This window comes from Bradyrhizobium sp. HKCCYLRH3099 (assembly GCF_051167855.1).
In the GTDB taxonomy this organism is placed as follows: Bacteria; Pseudomonadota; Alphaproteobacteria; order Rhizobiales; family Xanthobacteraceae; genus Bradyrhizobium.
In genome coordinates this window covers 126,354-143,393 of the sequence record NZ_JBNPTW010000019.1, presented here as the reverse complement: position 1 = coordinate 143,393, position 17,040 = coordinate 126,354, and the positions used below count along the sequence as shown (strand labels likewise).

The following is a 17,040-nucleotide window of genomic DNA, read 5'->3' as shown; positions in this document are numbered from 1 at the left end:
AAGCACGACAGCTGAACATCCTTAAGACGGCCGCATGTCGCACCCATTGCCGCAGCTCATTCGCCGAGGAATTTGGCTCGCATCTCTTCCGGGAACGGCGCCGATTTCAACTTATCCGGGTCCGCCGGATCGCGCCCGACCAGCACCCGCGTCTCGAATCCCTCGATCGCCAGCGCCTCGCCCTTGAACACCTTGTGGGTGACGTCGAAGGACGAGCGCTTGATGCTCTCGACCCGGCTCTCGATCGTGATCCAGTCGCCATAGGTCGAGGGGATGTAGAATTTCGCGCGGGTGTCGACCATGGGAATGCCGACCAGGCCGTAGCGGCGGACGATGTCCTGCTTGGAGAACCCGGCCGCCTCGAACATCACCGAGGTGGCATCGTCGAACATCGCGAAGTAGCGCGGATAGTAGACGATATTGGCGGGATCGCAGTCGCCCCACTGGATCTGCACGTCGCGGCGGTTGACGAACATTTATTGGTAACCTCGCTATCAGCCACGAAGCCGGTGCGCTCCCTCTCCCCGTCCTTCACGGGGAGAGGGTCGGGGTGAGGGGCAGCCGCGCGCACCGACCTCGCGGAAAGCCCCCCTCACCCGGATTGCATCTGGCGATGCAATCCGACCTCTCCCCGCGCGCGGGGAGAGGTTGAGAGCGAGCTCGTGGCAAACAGTGGTGTCCATCAATCCAACTACGCTTCACCGTTTTCCTGAGCGGTGGGCAGGCTTCGCTTTGCCCACCCTACGGATCTCTCCGTTGTCATTCCGGGGCGCGCGAAGCGCGAGCCCGGAATCCATGTCTCGGCTGCGCCAGACGCCAAATGGATTCCGGGCCCGACGCTGGCGCGTCGTCCCGGAATGACAACCAAATGAACGCCCGCTCGCGGCACCTACTTCGGCGCCATGCGCAGCGAGCCGTCGAGGCGGACGACTTCGCCGTTGAGGTAGGCGTTCTCGACCATGTGCAGCGCCAGCGCGGCGAACTCGTCCGCGGCGCCGAGGCGGCGCGGGAACGGAATCGCGGCGGCGAGCGAGTCCTGGGCTTCCTGCGGCAGGTTGGCCAGCAACGGAGTCAGGAACAGGCCCGGCGCGATGGTCAGCACGCGGATGCCGAACTGCGCTAGCTCGCGCGCGATCGGCAGGGTCATGCCGACGATGCCGCCCTTCGACGCTGAATAGGCCGATTGGCCGATCTGGCCGTCATAGGCCGCGACCGACGCCGTGTTGATGACGACGCCGCGCTCGCCGGTCGCCTGCGGCTCCAGCTTGGTCATGCCGTTGGTGACGAGGCGGAGCATGTTGAACGAGCCGATCAGGTTGACCTTGATGACCTTCTCGAAATCCGACAGCGCCATCGGGCCGTCGCGGCCGACGACGCGCTTGGCGACGCCGATGCCGGCGCAGTTCACCAGCACGCGCGGCTGCTGGCCGAGCGCCTCGACCGCCTTGGCCACGGCGGCTTCCGCGCCGGCGGCGTCGGAGACGTCGCAGATCACCGGCACGCCCTTGATCTCGGCGGCGACCTCTTCCGCCAGCTTGGCGTTGAGATCGAACACGGCGACCTTGGCGCCCTGCGAGGCGAGCTTGCGGGCGGTGGCGGCGCCGAGGCCCGAGGCGCCGCCGGTGACGATGGCGGCCTGATCCTTCAACAACATGTCGTCTCTCCCTTATTTCGTTGATCAGCCGGCGACGATGATGTCGTCGTCCGGTGTCGACGCGTAGATGCGTTCGATCAGGTCCTTGCGGTTCTCCAGCACGGCGCGCTGATTGATCGAGCCCTTGTCGGTGACCTCGCCCTTGTCGATCGACAAGGGCACGCCAAGCAGCACCGCGCGCGTGATCCGCGTCGAGGAGCCGGTCGCCGTCTTCAGAAACTTGGCAAAGCGCTCGCGGAAGGCGGCGACGATCAGCGGATCCGACGCGGTTTCGGCGAGATCGTCGAACGGCAGGGTCGCGTTGATCAGGCGGCAACCGTCGAGGTCGAGCACGACGATGGCCGCGATCTCGTCGCGGTTGATGCCGGCGATGATGACGTCACGCGCCAGCGGTGCGCAGGCAGCCACAAAGCGCGCCCGCAGGGGCCCGACCGAGACCCACGTGCCCGAGGCGAGCTTGAAGTCCTCGGCGACGCGGCCATCGAAATCGAAGCCGGCGTTGAAGTCGTTGGGATCGGCGGGCTTCAGCGCGTCGCCCATCTGGTAGTAGCCTTCGGAGTCGAAGGCCGCGGCCGAGACTTCAGGCAGGCGCCAGTAGCCCGGCGTGACGTTCGGGCCCTTGGCGCGCACTTCCATCTTGCCGTTGTTCGGCACGAGCTTGGCCTCGTTGCCCGGCACCGGCAGACCCACGTGGCCGGAGCGGCTGGTGCGCGGATTGACCGACATGAAGAACGGCGCGGTCTCGGTCGAGCCGAGGCCGGTGAGCATCGGCACACGATATCCCGTCTCCGACACCGAGAGCTCGTCGAGCTCGTTCCAGACATGCGGCGCCAGCGCGGCGCCGGAGAAGAACATCGCATGCAGGCGGCGGAAGAACGTCTTCCGCAGACCGGGGTCCTCGCGGAAATACGGCAGCAGCGACTCGTAGCCCTTGGGGACGTTGAAATACACCGTCGGCGAGATCTCGCGCAGGTTCCGCACGGTCTCCTCGATGCCGCCGGGCACCGGCTTGCCCTGGTCGAGATACATCGAGCCGCCGTTGAACAGCGTGAGCCCGATATTGTGATTGCCGCCAAACGTGTGATTCCACGGCAGCCAGTCGACGATCACAGGCGGCTCGTCCTTCAGGAAGGCGAGCGTCTCGCGGATCATCACCTGGTTGGCGCAGATCATGCGCTGGGTGTTGATGACGGCCTTGGGATTGCCGGTCGAGCCCGAGGTCAGCAGGAATTTCGCGATCGTGTCCGGGCCGATCTTGTCATGGATGGCATCGAGGCCGGCAAACAGCGGCGAGGCGATCAGTTCGGACAGCATCGTGATCTTGCGGCCTGGCACCGAGCCGAACGACGCTACGATCTCGGTGCCCTCGGGCACGTTGGCGATCAGCGCATCGGCGAACTTATCGGCGTCGTCGACGAACACGAGGCCGGGCGTCAGCAGCTTCATCAGGTAGGCGAGCTTGCCGTAGTCGCGCGACACCAGCGAATAGGCCGGGGAGACCGGGCAGAACGGCACACCTGAATAGAGCGAGCCGAACGCGATGAGCGCATGGTCGATCGAATTGCCGGAGAGGATCATCACCGGACGGTCGGGCGACAGGCCGCGGGCCAGCAGGCCGGAAGCGATGTGCCGGCTCGCGGCCAACAAGGTGCCGTAGCTCAGCTCGCGCCAACCCTCGGGGCCGACGCGCTCGGCCATGAACACGCGCTCGGGCGTCGTCTTGGCGAAATGATGCAGTCGGTCGGTGATCCGCTGCGGGAAATCGCCCAGCGGCTGGGTCGGCCGGAGGTAGATGGTGCCGTCGTCGCGGCGCTCGACGTCGACGACGGGATCATTGAACGAGATGGCGCGCAACGGATGAACACTGGCGCTCCGCGCCGTGTTGTCCGTTCCTCCCTGTGTGATTTTTGTTGTTTGCGCGGTCATGTCACGTCGGCTTCACTTTGGCTGTCTTGTGATCGAGGAAGGCGCGGATGCGGCCCTTGGCCTCCTTGTCGCTCTGCGCGACGGTGGCCATCAGCGATTCCATCAGCAGGCCGGTCTGCGGATTGGCTTCCGCGATCATCGGCAGCGCCTGCAGCACGGCGAAATTGGTCAGCGGCGCGTTGTTGGCGATCTTCGCGGCGAGCTCCAGCGCCTTGGTCATGGCGGCTCCGGCCTCGACCAGATATTGCGCGAAGCCGTAGGACGAGCCTTCGGTCGCCGAATAGACGCGGCCGGTCAGCATCATGTCCATCATGCGGGCAACGCCGATCAGGCGCGGCAGCCGCACCGAGCCGCCACCGCCGACGAAGATGCCGCGCTGGCCCTCGGGCAGCGCGAAATAGGCCGAGGGTTCGGCGACGCGGATATGCGCGGCGCAGGCGAGCTCGAGGCCGCCGCCGATCACCGCGCCCTTCAGCGCGGCGATGACCGGCACGCGGCAATATTGGATGCGGTCGAATACGCGGTGCCACATCTGCGAATGCACCAGGCCTTCGGTGGCGTCGCGCTCGCGCAGCTCGGAGAGATCGAGGCCGGAGGAGAAATTGTCGCCGAGGCCGTGGATCACGACGCAGCGGATGTCGTCGGGCAGGCTGGCGAAGCACTCGCCGATCGCGAGGATGATGCCGTCATTGAGCGCATTGCGCTTGGCCGGACGGTTGAGCCCGATCGTCAGGACGGCGCCCTGCTGTTCGATCTGCAGCAGAGACGGATCGCCTGTCGGCGTCGTGTCGGCGTTTCCCATCGCTTGATTGTGTCCTGTTCAGAATAGTTATGTTTTATAACGATCTCGGCAGGAGTCAATAAGCGGTCGCCGGGATCGTGTTGTGCAATGCAAAATGGACGGTGCCTCGCATGAACTACATGAGGCTTGCGGGCGGCATCGTAAGACGCATCAGCGCAAAGGCAAATGACATGATGCGGCATTCCCGCGGCGAATTCGCGCCCGGGGTTTGCTGATCTCGTTCACCCTCTGGTGCAGAGGGCGCAGGGAAGGCCAGGCGCCGACTGACGCCTGCGGCCCGCCTGCTGAAAAAATGCAGGCGGCAGGTACCACAGGTGCAGCCGGAGAACGCCCGGCCTTCCCTGCGCGATGGTTTTCGCGCTTATACGCAGTCTGCTTGGTGCGCCGGGCTTGTTGGCCACCATTCGCGACAATGCTTACGCATTGCGCGGGACACCAGCATCGGGGTGCCAGCACGCTGCGACTTCACGCCCGCGTCACGCCGTTCGTCCGCGCGGGCATTCGCCCACGCTGCGGCACGATCGCGGCCACCGCTCCCCGCCCCGCGTGTCGTGACGATCGCGCGCAACGCCCCTCGGCTTGGGACGGGATGAGGGGAGATAAGCATGGTTTCCGATAAACCGCAAGATACTTTTATGTTACAGAATAAGAGCAAAGCCATCGGTCGGATTGGACAGTCGCGAGATATCTCCTCTCGACATTCCGGGGCGCCCGCAGGGCGAGCCCGGAATCCATAACCACCATCGGGAGTATGGATTCCGGGCTCGTGCCGCTTCGCGGCCCGCCCCGGAATGACCCGTGGGATGGGTCGACGATCTGGCTCGTCTAACAGGTTACTCGCGCCCAGCCGGAGCGTCGAATGATCCGATGCACCGTCGAGGCGATGTGCCGGCTCCATGCCAGTGCTCTGCGGCTGGCTCCGAAACTGAACGGCCGACAACGTCGCATTCAGGGTGGCTTCAAAGCGCGCGCTGTAGAAACGCCATCGTCACCACACTTCCCAATGGAGGGGACCATGGTTTCGCTGAAGACATCTCTCGCTGGCGGCGTCGCCGCGCTCGCCGTGACCGCCACTTTGCTCGCCGGCGCCGCACCGGCCCAGGCGCATGACGGCCGCAACGCGGCGCTGTTCGGCGGCCTGGTGGCCGGCGCTCTCATCGGCGGCGCGCTGGCGGCGGCGTCGGAAGCGCAGGCGTATGAGCATGCGCCGGTCTACCGCTCCCACTACCGCGACGCGGCCTATGACGGCTATGGTTACGAGCGTTACAGCTACGTGCCAGCCCACCGCTACCGCCCCTGCGACCACGGCGGCTATGGCCGGACGGTGGGCTGGGACGACGAGGATTAGTCGCAGGTCTCTCTTGCCCAGACTAGAGCGGCGGCTGGAGCGACAGTTCGCGCCTCAGCGTCATTGCGAGGAGCGCAGCGACGAAGCAATCCGGGGCCGCATACGACGCCCTGGATTGCTTCGCTCCGCTCGCAATGACGGAGTGCGCGGTAGGCCGCGCGGCCTACAGCACCACGTGCACGTCGATGATCACGCGATCCGCATGCCTCGCCGCGGAGCCGACGAAGACGTGCTCCATCAGCCAGCGATATTTCTCGTGGCCGGTCTCGAAGCGCGGGTGGGTGCGGAAGTAGATCAGCTTGGGGTCGACAGGCTCGCCGCGCTTGAGCTTCTGCAAGAGGTCGACCGGCCCGAAGCGGATGCCGCGGTTCTCGACATAGATGGTGGCACCGTCGTCGGTCTCGAAGCCGTATTTGGCTTCGAGGTCGATCAGCTCGTTCGGACGGATGACCTGGAAGTCGGCGCCGAAATTGCAGATCCTGCCGCTGACGCCCTCGCCGTTGAGGCCCGGCCCCTTCACCTCGCCGCCATGGATCGGGATGATCCGGCGCACGCCGATGCCGGTCTCGCCGGCTGACGTGACGGCGCCGATCATGACCGTGAGGGTGAAGACGTAGCGGGTGTCGAGAACGGGCGTGGTCATCGGTTCATCATCTGTTGCGGCAGCCAGGTGGCGAGCAGCGGGAAGGCGATCAGGATCACCAGGCGGATCAGATCGGTGGCGACGAAGGGCAGCACGCCCTTGAAGATCGTCGAGAATGACACGTCCTTCACCACCGATTTGATCACGAAGACGTTCATGCCGACCGGCGGATGGATCAGGCCGAGCTCGACGGTCATCACGATGATGACGCCGAACCAGATCGGATCGAAGCCGAGATGCGAGATCACCGGGAAGATGATCGGCACTGTCAGGATGATCATCGCCATGGCGTCCATCAGGCAGCCGAGCACGAGATACATCACCATGATCAGCGCCAGCACGCCGTACGGGCCGAGGCCGAGGCCGGTGAGGAATTCCGTCACCTTCTGCGGCGTCTGCGTCACCGTGAGGAAGTAGCCGAAGATCAGCGCGCCGATCAGCACGGTGAACACGGCGGCTGCGGTGCGCGTCGCCTGCAGCAGCGAGGCCAGGATCTTCTCCTTGTCGAGCCGGCCGGTGAACACGCCGATCAGGAACGCGCCGGTGGCGCCGACGCCGCCGGCTTCCGTCGGCGTGAAACGCGGCAGAAACGGCAGGCCGTAGAGGCCGCCGATCACGAACAGGAACAGCAGCACCGGCGCCCAGATGCCCTTCAGCCCGGCGATGCGCTCGCGCCAGGCGGCGCCTCGCCCTTGGGCAGGAAGTCCGGCCTGACCTTTCCGATCACCGTGATAGTGATCATGTACATGGTCATGGCCAGCAGGCCCGGGATGATGCCGGCGATGAACAGCTTGCCGATGTCCTGCTCGGTGATGATGCCGTAGACCGCGAGCACGGTCGACGGCGGCAGCATCGCGCCCAAGGTGCCGCCGGCGGCGATGACGCCGGTGGCAAAGGACTGCGGGTAGCCGAAGCGGCGCATTTCGGGATAGGCCACGGCCGAGAAGGTCGCGGCGGTCGCGACCGAGGAGCCGCAGATCGCGGCGAAGCCGCCGCAGGCGGCGACCGTGGCGATGCCCAGGCCGCCGCGCAGATGGCCGACGAAGCCGTTGGCGGCGCGGAACAACTCCTTGCTCATGCCGGAGTTGGAGACGAACGTTCCCATCAAGAGGAACATCGGAATCACGCCGAACGTGTAGTCCGTGACCGTGCGCATCGAGGTCTGGCCGACCAGCTTCAGCGCCGCCGTGCCGTTGACGAGATAAGCGAAGCCGGAGACGCCGACGAGGCCCATCGCCATGCCGACGGGCACGCGCAGGAGCATCAGGGCGAACAGGGCAACGAAGCCGATGACGGCGACCGCATCCGTGCTCATGCGGCACTACTCCGTGGGCTTGACGTGAGGGTCATGAATCTCCTCGGGATGGAAGATCAGGCGATAGGTCCGGATGGCGATCAGCAGCACCGCCGAGACGTCGCCGATCCAGGCGATGGCGAAGAACGGCCAGGTCGGCATGTGCAGGTCGAAGGTGAGGACGTTGTCCTCATAGGTGCCGCGCACCTTGTCGAACAGGGTCCAGGTCTGCACCGTGACGACGAACAGCAGGACGAGGGTCGCGAAGATGTCGATCCAGCGCTGGTAGCGCGGGCCGACATTGCCCCAGATCAGATCGACCGTGATGTGGGTGCCGCGATACGATGTCGCAGCGATGCCCCAGAAGATCAGGATGCCGAGCAGCATGCGGCCGATGTCGAACGAATCCGGGATCGCGTAGTTCAGCGTGTTGCGCAACAGCACCGACAGGAAGATGTCGAGCGCGACGATGCCGACGAAGAACGCGGCGATCCACTCGATCCCGTCGATGATCCGATCCATGAAGGCGCGCTGCATGGCGTGTCCGTGTCACAAATGTTGGCTTGAGTCGCGAAGAGCTTGAAGCGAGCTCGTGCGCAGCAGGTGGTGCGCTCCCTCGCCCCGCCAGGGCGAAGCAAAGCTTCGCTAAGGCGGGGAGAGGGTTGGGGTGAGGGGGCTCTCCGCACGGTCGGTGCGTGTGGCTGCCCCTCACCCCAGCCCTCTCCCCGTGAAGAACGGGGAGAGGGAGCGCACTGTCGCTGCGGCGATAGCTCTGGTCTCAGAAGACGCTACTGCGCCAGGGCGTTGTACTTGGCGAGCGAGGCCTTCAGCTCGGTCATGGCGGCGTCGGCGTCGACGCCGGTCTTCTTGACGCCGTCGGCCCAGGTCTTGAAGAGCGGCTCGGACGCCTTCTTCCAGGCGGCGGTCTGCTCCGGGGTCAGCTTGTAGACCTCCTGATCGGCCTGCGCCTTGATCTTGTCGACGCCGGCGTCCTCGAACTTGCCCCAGGGCTCGCCGACCTTGCCGGCGGTCTCGGTGTTGCAGTTGTCGTCGATCGCCTTCTTCTGCGCCGCCGACATCTGGTTGTACTTGTCCTTGTTCATGACGAACACGAAGGTCGTCACGTAGAACGGCGCGTCCATGTGATACTTGGTGACCTTGTCGACGCCGAACAGCACCAGCGATCCGGCCGGGAAGGTGACGCCGTCGGCAACGCCGCGCTCGATGATGTCGCGCACTTCAGGCGCCGACGACTGCACATTGGTGCCGCCAAGCAGGGTCACGAAATTCGCGATGGTCGCATCCGCCGGACGGATCTTCATGCCCTTGACGTCCTCGGGCACGACGACCTTCTTGGTGCGGGTGTGGAAGGCCGAGGGCGTATGGACGAAGGCAAGGCAGTACTTGACGTCCTTCATCTCCTTCTCGGCATATTTGCGATACCACGCGTCGAGACCTTCCGAGCCACCCTTGGCGTCGGAGACCAGGAACGGCAGCTCGCCGGCGCCGATGATCGGGAAACGGCCGGGCTGATAGCCGGGATTGACGTAGGTGACGTCGGCGATGCCGTCGCGCGCCATGTCGTAATGGTCGAACGCCTTGCCGAGCTGCTGCGCCGGGAACACCTTGCCCTTGATGGTGCCGCCGGAGGCCTTCTCGACCGACGCGGCCCAATCCTCCAGCGCCTTCTGCAGCGGATGGCTCGCCGGGACCCAGTGCGAAATCTTCAGATCGAACGTCTTGTCCTGCGCGAGCGCGGGGGTGGTCACACCGGCAGCCAGCGCCAACGCCAGAAGCGTCTTCCTCATCGGGATGTTCTCCTCCATCGATGGGCCTTCGAGGGCCCTTTGCTTCATTGTTATAGCATATAACCATCATTGCAAGCGTGACGGCGATCCGCCGCCGCTGCACGCACGGAGCGGACCCTATCGCGCCAGCCAGCGCAAGTCTGACGGACGAAAGTTGCAGGCGTGTGGCCGATTCATTAACACGTTAAGCATCTCCAATGCACCCGAAATTGCACGGCGGCATCGGCACACCGCGAAATTGCCGCGAGCCTGAAGCGCCCCCTGCGACATCGTGCACCATCCCTCCCGGCATCCGCGCGGACCGTTTCAAACGTCCACGCAAAAACCGTTTGAAACTTTGTAGGCGGTGCAAAATCCGGGCGGACGTCGTTGACTGCGAACATCGCCCGCAACGATGGAGACGCGCATGAGCAGCATCCCCGCCGGCTTCGAGCCGCATTTCCGCAAGAGCCCGTTCACCGATCCCTGGGAGCCGCTGTACGCGAAGAAAACCGACAAGGCCGTCATCCTCGGCCTGCGGCTCGCCACGCCGCACACCAATTCGCGCGGGCTGATCCATGGCGGGCTGATCGCCTCGCTCGCCGACAATGCGATGGGCTACAGCTGCGCCCAGGCGCTGGGCTGGGAGCTGTCGCTGGTCACGATCAACCTGTCGGTCGACTATATCGGCAGCGCCGGGATCGGGCAGTGGCTGAGCGTCGAGAGCGAGGTCATCAAGAGTGGCCGGACGCTGTGCTTCGTGCAGAGCCTGGTTCTCGCCGACGACGCCGTCATCGCGCGGGCGAACGCGACGTTTCGGGTGGTGCCGAAGAAGGAGTGACCGGGCTAGACCGGCTGTGCCCCGTCGGTCCGGTCGCCTCCCCCGTCATTCCGGGGCAATCGACAACGCGCATCAGCGCGTTGTCGATTGAACCCGGAATCTCGAGATGATGAACAGCGGCGCAAGACAAGCTCGAGATTCCGGGTTCAAGGCCTTCGGCCTTGCCCCGGAATGACGGGGTGTGGCGGCGTCGTAAGCATCAGCCGAAGCGCCAGTTGCAGGTCTCCGTCACCAAATCGATGAACGCGCGGACCTTGGCCGAGAGCAACCGGGAGCTCGGAAACACGATGTGGATCGGCAGCGGCGGCGGCTCGTATTTTGCCAGCACCCGCTTGAGACGGCCGGTGCGCAGCCCCTCGGCGGCCTGATAGGCCAGCACGCGCGTCACGCCGCCACCAGCCTCGGCATATTGGATGGCGGCGTCGGCATTGTTGGTGATCAGCCGCGGGCTGAGCGTGATGCGCAGCTCCTCGCCATCCCTCACGAACCGCCAATCGCCGGCATGGCCGAACTGGATGGCCTGGTGCTTGACGAGCGCATCCGGCGCGCGCGGCTCGCCGTGGGCTTTGAAATAGCCGGGCGCGCCGACGACGATCCGCCGCATGCTGCCGACCTGGCGGGCGACCAGCGAGGAATCGCCGAGATGACCGATGCGCACGGCGCAATCGATGCCGTCCTCGACCAGATTGACCTGCCGATCCTCCAGGCGCAGCTCGGCCGATACGTCGGGATAGCGGCTGAGATAGGCCGAGACGACAGGCCCGACATGCAGGCGGCCAAACCCCACCGGGGCGGACACGATGAGCCGCCCCACCGGCTGCAGGCGCTCGCTCTCCGCGGCAAGCTCCGCCTCCTCGAGATCGGCCAGGATGCGCCTGGTCCGTTCGAGATAGCGCCGACCGGCGTCGGTCAGTGTCACCGAGCGGGTCGTGCGCTGCAGCAGCCGCACCCCGAGATGCTCTTCGAGCGCGGCGATCAGGCGTGTCACCGCCGACGGTGACAGCTTCATGCGCCGCGCCGCCAGCGCAAAGCCGTTCAGATCGGCCACCGTCACGAAGGCCTGCATGGCGTCGATGCGGTCCATGGCATCATTGCAGCATCTGCAATGATCCAGTGTCAAGGCGCCCGATTATTTCCGGAGGGGATCGGGAGCATATTGTCGGCATGGCGGCAGGCACTGCCGCAACGACAAGGAGTCATCACGATGACCCAGACAACTCTCCGCCCGCCCGGCGACGTCATGTTCTCCCCGGCGGCCAAGGCGATCCAGGCGCGCAAGGGTTCGCGCGACAGCTATGCCCATGTCGAAGCGACCCGCGGCTTTCGCCACGAGGTCGACGCCGACCTCGCCGGCCGTCTCGCGGAGGCGACGAGCTTCTATCTCGCCACCGCCTCGGCCGATGGCCAGCCCTACATCCAGCATCGCGGAGGGCCGAAGGGCTTCCTCAAGGTGCTCGACAGCCGGACGCTGGCATTCGCCGACTTCAGCGGCAATAAGCAGTACATCACCCAGGGCAACCTGTCGGAGAACCCGCGCGCCTATATCTTCGTGATGGACTACGCGCATCGGCGCCGGGTGAAGATCTGGGGCACGGCGCGGGTGGTCGAGGATGATGCCGCGCTGACGGCGTCGCTGATGCCGAGGGGCTACAAGGCGCGGCCGGAACAGGTGATCCTGTTCACGATCGAGGCCTGGGACACCAACTGCCCGCAGCACATCCCGCAGAAGTTCGACGCGGCCGACGTCGCGGACGCGCTGGCGGTGCGCGATGCGAGGATCGCGGAGTTGGAGGCCGAGGTGGCGCGGTTGAAGGGCGAGGGCTAGCACCCGTCGGGTTTAGCGTCTTGGCCGCCATTCCGAGGCGCTCGTCAGCGCGCAGCGCGCGCTGGCGATCGAACCCGGAATCCCGTGGTTGTTAGCAAAGGACGCAAGCCAATCTCGAGGTTCCGGGTTCAAGGCCCGCGGCCTTGCCCCGGAACGACGGTGGCGGTGGCACGAGTCCTCACGCTGCCTCGGCAGCCGTGCCCCACTCGAACTCCGGGAAATACGTCGTCATCATACGCTCCGCATAGGCGACGAGATTATCGAAGCCTTCCGTCCGCCGGCGCAGCTCGGACTCGAAGAACGGCGTGAGGATGCCGGCGATAACGGCGAAGGCCGTCGCGTCGGTGCCGCAGGGACGGTCGCCCATCAAATAGGGCCGGTTGCCGAGCTGCACCGACAATGCACGCAGCGAGCGCGCGGCGAGGTCGATGTCCTCGTCGGGCGCGTGGCGGCCGAGGCCGGAGATCAAATAGTTCTCGGCGACGCGGAACTGCGCGTCCTCGCGCAGCTTCTCGCGCTTCTCCGCCGGGACGCCGTCGAAGAAATGCGCCGGTCCCTTGGCGAAGTTGACCGGATCGACCCAGCGCGCGCCGACGAGCGCGAAATACAAATGATGCTCGATCATGCGCTCGAACGCCCAGGCCTGCGCCCGCGCGCGCACATCGAGACCGTGATCGAAGTCGAAGCCGTATTTGCGCTCGATATGGGCGCGGATGAAGGTGGAGTCCGCGATCAGCTCGCCGCCATCGTCGACGAAGGGCAACTGCCCCTTGGGCGACGCCGGCGGCATCGCCCGTTGTTTCCGATAGGCGAGACCCGCCATCTTCAGCTGCACCTCCGTCTTGGTGACGAAGGGGCTGATTTCCGGCAGGCCGAAGCCCGCGCCCAAACCGAACAGCGTGATCATGACAGCACTCCCGACTTCCTGAGCAGTCGGCGGACGCTACGCACATGCTGCTGCCACCATGGTGTCAGCAGCGGCAGTAGCGTGGTCGCAAGGCCAAGGCCATAAAACATCATCATCGACATCACCCCTTCAATCCTGTTGTTGGCCCGGTATAAGGACGGGCTGCTGCCAGCATCGTGTCAGCAGCGGCGGGGTGATCGCTTCCGCGGGGACACACCATGAGACGCGCCGACCGGCTGTTCCAGATCATTCAGGTGCTGAGACGCACGCGCCGTCCGCTGACCGCGGATGCGATCGCGGCCGAGCTGGAGACGTCGAAACGCACGATCTATCGCGACATCGCCACCTTGATCGGCCAGCGCGTGCCGATCCGCGGCGAGGCCGGCATGGGCTACATCCTGGAGAAGGGTTTCGATCTTCCGCCGCTGATGCTGACGCCGGATGAGATCGAGGCCGCCGTGCTCGGCGCGCAATGGGTGGCCGCGAATGCCGATCCGGTGCTCGCCCGCGCGGCGGAGGATCTGATGGCCAAGATCGCCGACACCGTGCCGGAACGCTTGAGACCCTTCGTTCTGGAGCCGGCCAGCCGCGCGCCACGGCCCTGGACCCGCGAGCCCGACCGCATCGACATGTCGCGCACGCGCTCGCAGATTCACGAGGGCCGCAAGATCAAACTGCGCTATCGCGACGAGCAGGGCCGCGACAGCGAGCGCGTGATCTGGCCGATCGCGATCGGCTATCACGACGCGGTGCGGATTCTGGCCGCCTGGTGCGAGCTGCGCCGCGACTTCCGCAGCTTCCGCACCGACCGCGTGGTCGAGGCGGACTATCTCGACGACAAATATCCCGAGCGGCGCGAGGCGCTGCGCGCGAAATGGCGGCGCAGTCTGGTGTGGGAGGTTCCCAAGGATGTCTGATGATGTCGACCCCGGCCCCTGTCAAAGCTGCGGCGCCTGCTGCGCCTATTCGTCGAACTGGCCGCGCTTCACGATCGAGGAGGACGACGCGCTCGACCTGATCCCGGCCGAACTGGTCAACGATCGGCTATCGGGGATGCGCTGTGAGGGCGACCGTTGCTGCGCGCTGGACGGCGAGATCGCGCGATCCGTCGCCTGCCGGATCTATGCGATCCGCCCCGAGGTGTGCCGCATCTGCATGCCGGGCGACGACGAATGCACGATGGCGCGGCGCAAGTTCGGACTCGCACCGCTGGTCTGAAGAGATTGAGGGCGTCTCAGGCCGTGGCCGGATCGAGCTCGTCGTCGAGATCGTCCTCGAACGGCTTCATCACCGACAGCGGCTTCGTGGACAGCGATATCGGCTTGCGGCTTGACGCGGCGACCGCAGCGCCACCCCGGGCACCTCGCGATTGCGCGTAGAGCGCCGATCCGACCCGGCCGCCAAACTGCGACAGATCTTTCTCGGTGCAGGTCGAAGCGATCGTGATCGCCAGCCCGTGCAGATGCGTGCGCCTGTAGCAGAACAGCGCCAGCATGGCGCGGACGTCGGCGGAGACGCTGTCCACGAGGGCGGGCAGCCCGTTGGCATCGGCGCGATAGAGCTCGCCGAGCAGGTCCTCACCCACAGGGCAGGAGTCGGTGTCGAACGCGTCACGGCTAGGCAGCACGGTCTTGATTCCCATGAGGGTGAACATGCCGCGCGAATCGCTAACGTCCGGTTAACCAAACCGAACGATCGCCTGTTCCTCAGCTTGACAGGAGCGGCGCAGGTGCTGCGCCACCGCAAGCTCACCCGTTGGCGGCCATGAAGATCGACAGGCCAAATCCCGTGAGATGATGCAGCGCCTGATCGACGCCGATCAGCGTCCAGAACCAGGGATGCTCGAGGGTGATGCCGAAGCGCGACGAACAGATGCCCTTGATGCGATCGATGGTGATGTGGACGGCGAAGTCGATCACGGCCACGAACCAGAATTTCGGCGCGACGATCAGGATCAGCACCATGGCGACGGCGAGATGGATGAGGCAGTGCACCAGAAGCGGCAGCGCCCAGCCTTTCCGCTGGTCCTTGCCATAGGCCATCCAGGCATTCTGCAGCACGAAGTCGCCGATGATGTGCTTGAAGGTGAGCAGCAGCATCCAGCCGACCAGCGCAGCAACCGGGATCTGCGACGACAAAGAGGGAAAAGACAAAGCTGACGCTCTCGCTACGACTAACCCTTGGACGCACCGAGAACTGGAGGCGTTCAGCGCAATCTGATGAGAATACCCGGCCAATTCGACGCGTATGCGACGCTTATGACATCTCTGGTGGCGAATTGCACGCGAAAGGGAACCTCGGATCGCACTCCGCTACCCCTCGGTACGTCTCCGCCAACAATAAGGTTACCCCGCCCGGGCATGAGCCGGGGCACCTGATCCGGCAGCGGCGTCATTCCGCAGCGCTGGTGCTCGGAACCGCCAGGGCCCGCGCCCGGATCTGGGCGATCGTCCGCTTCAGCGCGCCATGTCCGGGCTCGGCCAGCGCGACTGCACGGGCCTCCGCAATCGCCGCGGCGAGATCCGGAATCGGCAGCACGCCGTCGAAGGTGGGCTTGGCGAGACCGTCGATGATGGCGTGCCAATCGGCGAGACCCTGCCGGTAGCCGTCGCCCTGCCCCTGGATCATGGTTGCCGTCGCGATCACGGCCGGCGCCGCTGCGGGCTGCTTGTCTAGCGCCCGCGCGATCATGTGCAGCCAGCGCTCGGCCCAGGCGCGCTCCTCGGCATAGCGCACCGACTGCAGCCGCCAGCGCCGCAGCCCGGCGATCATCTTGAGGCGGCGCACCGCGAGCCGCGACCGGACGGAAAAGCGCACCTTGACCCGGCGCCGGCCGAGCCAGCCCACCTGCTCGAAGCCCGTCAGCATCGATTCGGCGATCGACTGCGGCAATGCGCCTAGCAGCTCGTCGAGCCGAAACCGCCTGACATCGTCGGTCTCGCGGCCGCCGGGCCTGCGCCCGCTGCTGAGGCTCATCAACCTGAGCTGCGCGATCCGGATCGGGTCCTCATAGGCCATCCGCGCGGCGAGCAGCTGGGCGATCTCGCGCAGAATGGCGGGATCGAGGTTCGATCGGCGTACGAAACGCTTGATGCGGTCGACATAGAGCTGCGCGTAGGCTCCCCCCTGATACTCCATCAGCAGGTGGATGCCCTCGCTCACCGCCTCAGCAGCCGCGTCCGGCAGCCCCTCCGGCAGAAAGGGCGGCTCGCCGTCGTGCTCGCCGATGAAGTCGGCGAACAGGTATCGCAGCGAAGACCGGACGCTCTCCACGGTGCCTCGAACTCCCTCGGATCACGCCGACTTGGCCACCGGCGCCTGCGCGGCGGTCTGCTGCGCCAGCCGGCGTTCGAGCGTCTCGATGTTCTGGAACAGCCGCGCGCTGGCCAGGCGCAGGAAGTAGAAGGCGAAGGCAGGGTTCTGCACGTAGAGCTGCTCGACCTGGTCGTAGGACACCGACAGGATCAGCCCGCCCTCGACGCATTCCAGCGTCTGCGTGCGCGTATTGGACGGCGAGATCATGCCGAACTCGCCGACGATGGCCCCGACCGGAAGCTCAATGCCCGACTCCACCAGGCGGAAGCGGCCGCTGACGATGTAGTACATGCTGTCGGCCTTCTCGTCCTTGTAGAACAGGACTTCGCCCGGGCCGCATTTGCGCTCCGTCATGAACGGTTTCAGCCATTCCATGGAGAGGTCGCTGTTGACCGACTGCTTCACGTCGCGGACGAGCTGCAGCATCTGGTGCAGCCGGTAGCTGTTGAGCGGCAGCAGCACGCCGTGCAGGATCAGGACGGGATAATTGTGCATCGGGATGGCGGTCGCGATCAGGACGATGTTGGTGAGAATCGCGAAGACGCGCAGCGGAATCATCGTCCGCATCGACAGCGTGGCGACCACGAAGATCGATGCGAAGAGGCTGCCGGCGGCGCCTGCATGTTCGACCAGGTGAGACGTATCCATTGGGATCAACCAGACTCTTGCTGCTCGAGGCGGACGGACGCTCGCCGGCC

Annotated in this window: 18 protein-coding genes and 1 pseudogene; 5 read left to right on the top strand and 14 right to left on the bottom strand. The window is 65.5% G+C overall.

The features are described from left to right. Nucleotides 1-56 precede the first annotated feature (56 nt). From ACQR1Y_RS28705 to ACQR1Y_RS28690, 4 genes are all read right to left on the bottom strand, one after another. Nucleotides 57-476 carry an acyl-CoA thioesterase gene (locus tag ACQR1Y_RS28705; RefSeq protein WP_011924132.1) on the bottom strand — a complete coding sequence of 140 codons (420 nt, stop codon included), beginning with the start codon at nucleotides 474-476 and terminating at the stop codon, nucleotides 57-59. Between the two features lie 413 nt (nucleotides 477-889). After that, entirely contained in the window at nucleotides 890-1,654 is a 765-nt protein-coding gene (locus ACQR1Y_RS28700; protein WP_434878949.1) for an SDR family NAD(P)-dependent oxidoreductase, read from the bottom strand. A 24-nt stretch (nucleotides 1,655-1,678) separates the two neighbouring features. Then, nucleotides 1,679-3,580 (bottom strand): feruloyl-CoA synthase, encoded by a 1,902-nt coding sequence (locus ACQR1Y_RS28695; RefSeq protein ID WP_434878950.1) that lies wholly within the window; start codon nucleotides 3,578-3,580, stop codon nucleotides 1,679-1,681. A 1-nt stretch (nucleotide 3,581) separates the two neighbouring features. After that, nucleotides 3,582-4,382, bottom strand: a complete 801-nt coding sequence (locus ACQR1Y_RS28690; protein WP_434878951.1) for a crotonase/enoyl-CoA hydratase family protein — start codon at nucleotides 4,380-4,382, stop codon at nucleotides 3,582-3,584. Nucleotides 4,383-5,397: 1,015 nt separating this feature from the next. Between ACQR1Y_RS28690 and ACQR1Y_RS28685 the strand changes: the two genes are divergently transcribed. Further along, the gene (locus tag ACQR1Y_RS28685; RefSeq protein ID WP_434878952.1) at nucleotides 5,398-5,730 is read left to right on the top strand and encodes a hypothetical protein; all 333 of its coding nucleotides are present in this window, start codon (nucleotides 5,398-5,400) and stop codon (nucleotides 5,728-5,730) included. Nucleotides 5,731-5,893: 163 nt separating this feature from the next. Here the strand turns inward: ACQR1Y_RS28685 and ACQR1Y_RS28680 are convergent, their stop codons facing one another. The 4 genes and pseudogenes from ACQR1Y_RS28680 to ACQR1Y_RS28665 all read right to left on the bottom strand — a co-directional run bounded on the left by ACQR1Y_RS28680 (nucleotide 5,894) and on the right by ACQR1Y_RS28665 (nucleotide 9,475). Beyond that, the gene (locus ACQR1Y_RS28680) at nucleotides 5,894-6,373 is read right to left on the bottom strand and encodes a DUF3237 domain-containing protein (protein WP_434878953.1); all 480 of its coding nucleotides are present in this window, start codon (nucleotides 6,371-6,373) and stop codon (nucleotides 5,894-5,896) included. Beyond that, nucleotides 6,370-7,607 (bottom strand): annotated as a pseudogene (locus ACQR1Y_RS28675) (TRAP transporter large permease). The gene ACQR1Y_RS28680 and the pseudogene ACQR1Y_RS28675 overlap by 4 nt, the downstream one beginning before the upstream one ends. A gap of 87 nt (nucleotides 7,608-7,694) precedes the next feature. Further along, a complete protein-coding gene (locus ACQR1Y_RS28670) occupies nucleotides 7,695-8,204 on the bottom strand; it encodes a TRAP transporter small permease (protein ID WP_006611344.1) in 510 nt (169 codons plus the stop codon). Nucleotides 8,205-8,455: 251 nt separating this feature from the next. Beyond that, nucleotides 8,456-9,475, bottom strand: coding sequence for a TRAP transporter substrate-binding protein (locus ACQR1Y_RS28665; protein WP_434878954.1), 1,020 nt, complete (start codon nucleotides 9,473-9,475; stop codon nucleotides 8,456-8,458). 406 nt (nucleotides 9,476-9,881) lie between these two features. On the opposite strand from ACQR1Y_RS28665, the gene ACQR1Y_RS28660 reads away from it, so the two are divergent. Beyond that, nucleotides 9,882-10,295, top strand: coding sequence for a PaaI family thioesterase (locus ACQR1Y_RS28660; protein WP_434859659.1), 414 nt, complete (start codon nucleotides 9,882-9,884; stop codon nucleotides 10,293-10,295). Nucleotides 10,296-10,494: 199 nt separating this feature from the next. Here ACQR1Y_RS28660 and ACQR1Y_RS28655 read toward each other — a convergent pair whose 3' ends face one another. Further along, complete coding sequence (locus ACQR1Y_RS28655) at nucleotides 10,495-11,379, bottom strand: LysR family transcriptional regulator (protein WP_434878955.1); 885 nt, start codon at nucleotides 11,377-11,379, stop codon at nucleotides 10,495-10,497. Between the two features lie 120 nt (nucleotides 11,380-11,499). Between ACQR1Y_RS28655 and ACQR1Y_RS28650 the strand changes: the two genes are divergently transcribed. Further along, nucleotides 11,500-12,120, top strand: coding sequence for a pyridoxamine 5'-phosphate oxidase family protein (locus ACQR1Y_RS28650; RefSeq protein WP_434878956.1), 621 nt, complete (start codon nucleotides 11,500-11,502; stop codon nucleotides 12,118-12,120). A gap of 178 nt (nucleotides 12,121-12,298) precedes the next feature. Here the strand turns inward: ACQR1Y_RS28650 and ACQR1Y_RS28645 are convergent, their stop codons facing one another. Then, complete coding sequence (locus tag ACQR1Y_RS28645) at nucleotides 12,299-13,027, bottom strand: glutathione S-transferase family protein (protein WP_434878957.1); 729 nt, start codon at nucleotides 13,025-13,027, stop codon at nucleotides 12,299-12,301. Between the two features lie 218 nt (nucleotides 13,028-13,245). Here ACQR1Y_RS28645 and ACQR1Y_RS28640 point away from each other — a divergent pair, with 218 nt between their 5' ends. Both ACQR1Y_RS28640 and ACQR1Y_RS28635 read left to right on the top strand, forming a co-directional pair. After that, nucleotides 13,246-13,944: a helix-turn-helix transcriptional regulator gene (locus ACQR1Y_RS28640; protein WP_434859655.1), complete on the top strand. Its 699-nt coding sequence runs from the start codon at nucleotides 13,246-13,248 to the stop codon at nucleotides 13,942-13,944. Continuing rightward, nucleotides 13,937-14,245 carry a YkgJ family cysteine cluster protein gene (locus ACQR1Y_RS28635; protein ID WP_434878958.1) on the top strand — a complete coding sequence of 103 codons (309 nt, stop codon included), beginning with the start codon at nucleotides 13,937-13,939 and terminating at the stop codon, nucleotides 14,243-14,245. Before ACQR1Y_RS28640 ends, ACQR1Y_RS28635 begins: the two co-directional genes overlap by 8 nt. A 16-nt stretch (nucleotides 14,246-14,261) precedes the next feature. Here the strand turns inward: ACQR1Y_RS28635 and ACQR1Y_RS28630 are convergent, their stop codons facing one another. The 4 genes from ACQR1Y_RS28630 to ACQR1Y_RS28615 form a co-directional block, all read right to left on the bottom strand. Next, a complete protein-coding gene (locus tag ACQR1Y_RS28630) occupies nucleotides 14,262-14,654 on the bottom strand; it encodes a hypothetical protein (RefSeq protein ID WP_434879042.1) in 393 nt (130 codons plus the stop codon). Between the two features lie 121 nt (nucleotides 14,655-14,775). Then, nucleotides 14,776-15,126 (bottom strand): DUF3307 domain-containing protein, encoded by a 351-nt coding sequence (locus ACQR1Y_RS28625; protein WP_434859886.1) that lies wholly within the window; start codon nucleotides 15,124-15,126, stop codon nucleotides 14,776-14,778. Between the two features lie 292 nt (nucleotides 15,127-15,418). Beyond that, entirely contained in the window at nucleotides 15,419-16,300 is an 882-nt protein-coding gene (locus ACQR1Y_RS28620) for a DUF6537 domain-containing protein (RefSeq protein WP_434859653.1), read from the bottom strand. 21 nt (nucleotides 16,301-16,321) lie between these two features. After that, nucleotides 16,322-16,990: a Crp/Fnr family transcriptional regulator gene (locus tag ACQR1Y_RS28615; RefSeq protein WP_434859652.1), complete on the bottom strand. Its 669-nt coding sequence runs from the start codon at nucleotides 16,988-16,990 to the stop codon at nucleotides 16,322-16,324. Nucleotides 16,991-17,040 lie beyond the last annotated feature (50 nt).

Coding starts and splice junctions, on each gene's coding strand:
- ACQR1Y_RS28685 (WP_434878952.1), top strand. CDS start 5,398: ATGGTTTCGCTGAAGACATCTCTCGCTGGCGGCGTCGCCGCGCTCGCC.
- ACQR1Y_RS28695 (WP_434878950.1), bottom strand. CDS start 3,580: ATGACCGCGCAAACAACAAAAATCACACAGGGAGGAACGGACAACACG.
- ACQR1Y_RS28665 (WP_434878954.1), bottom strand. CDS start 9,475: ATGAGGAAGACGCTTCTGGCGTTGGCGCTGGCTGCCGGTGTGACCACC.
- ACQR1Y_RS28690 (WP_434878951.1), bottom strand. CDS start 4,382: ATGGGAAACGCCGACACGACGCCGACAGGCGATCCGTCTCTGCTGCAG.
- ACQR1Y_RS28705 (WP_011924132.1), bottom strand. CDS start 476: ATGTTCGTCAACCGCCGCGACGTGCAGATCCAGTGGGGCGACTGCGAT.
- ACQR1Y_RS28660 (WP_434859659.1), top strand. CDS start 9,882: ATGAGCAGCATCCCCGCCGGCTTCGAGCCGCATTTCCGCAAGAGCCCG.
- ACQR1Y_RS28650 (WP_434878956.1), top strand. CDS start 11,500: ATGACCCAGACAACTCTCCGCCCGCCCGGCGACGTCATGTTCTCCCCG.
- ACQR1Y_RS28655 (WP_434878955.1), bottom strand. CDS start 11,379: ATGGACCGCATCGACGCCATGCAGGCCTTCGTGACGGTGGCCGATCTG.
- ACQR1Y_RS28700 (WP_434878949.1), bottom strand. CDS start 1,654: ATGTTGTTGAAGGATCAGGCCGCCATCGTCACCGGCGGCGCCTCGGGC.
- ACQR1Y_RS28670 (WP_006611344.1), bottom strand. CDS start 8,204: ATGCAGCGCGCCTTCATGGATCGGATCATCGACGGGATCGAGTGGATC.
- ACQR1Y_RS28645 (WP_434878957.1), bottom strand. CDS start 13,027: ATGATCACGCTGTTCGGTTTGGGCGCGGGCTTCGGCCTGCCGGAAATC.
- ACQR1Y_RS28625 (WP_434859886.1), bottom strand. CDS start 15,126: ATGCTGCTGCTCACCTTCAAGCACATCATCGGCGACTTCGTGCTGCAG.
- ACQR1Y_RS28680 (WP_434878953.1), bottom strand. CDS start 6,373: ATGACCACGCCCGTTCTCGACACCCGCTACGTCTTCACCCTCACGGTC.
- ACQR1Y_RS28640 (WP_434859655.1), top strand. CDS start 13,246: ATGAGACGCGCCGACCGGCTGTTCCAGATCATTCAGGTGCTGAGACGC.
- ACQR1Y_RS28635 (WP_434878958.1), top strand. CDS start 13,937: ATGTCTGATGATGTCGACCCCGGCCCCTGTCAAAGCTGCGGCGCCTGC.
- ACQR1Y_RS28615 (WP_434859652.1), bottom strand. CDS start 16,990: ATGGATACGTCTCACCTGGTCGAACATGCAGGCGCCGCCGGCAGCCTC.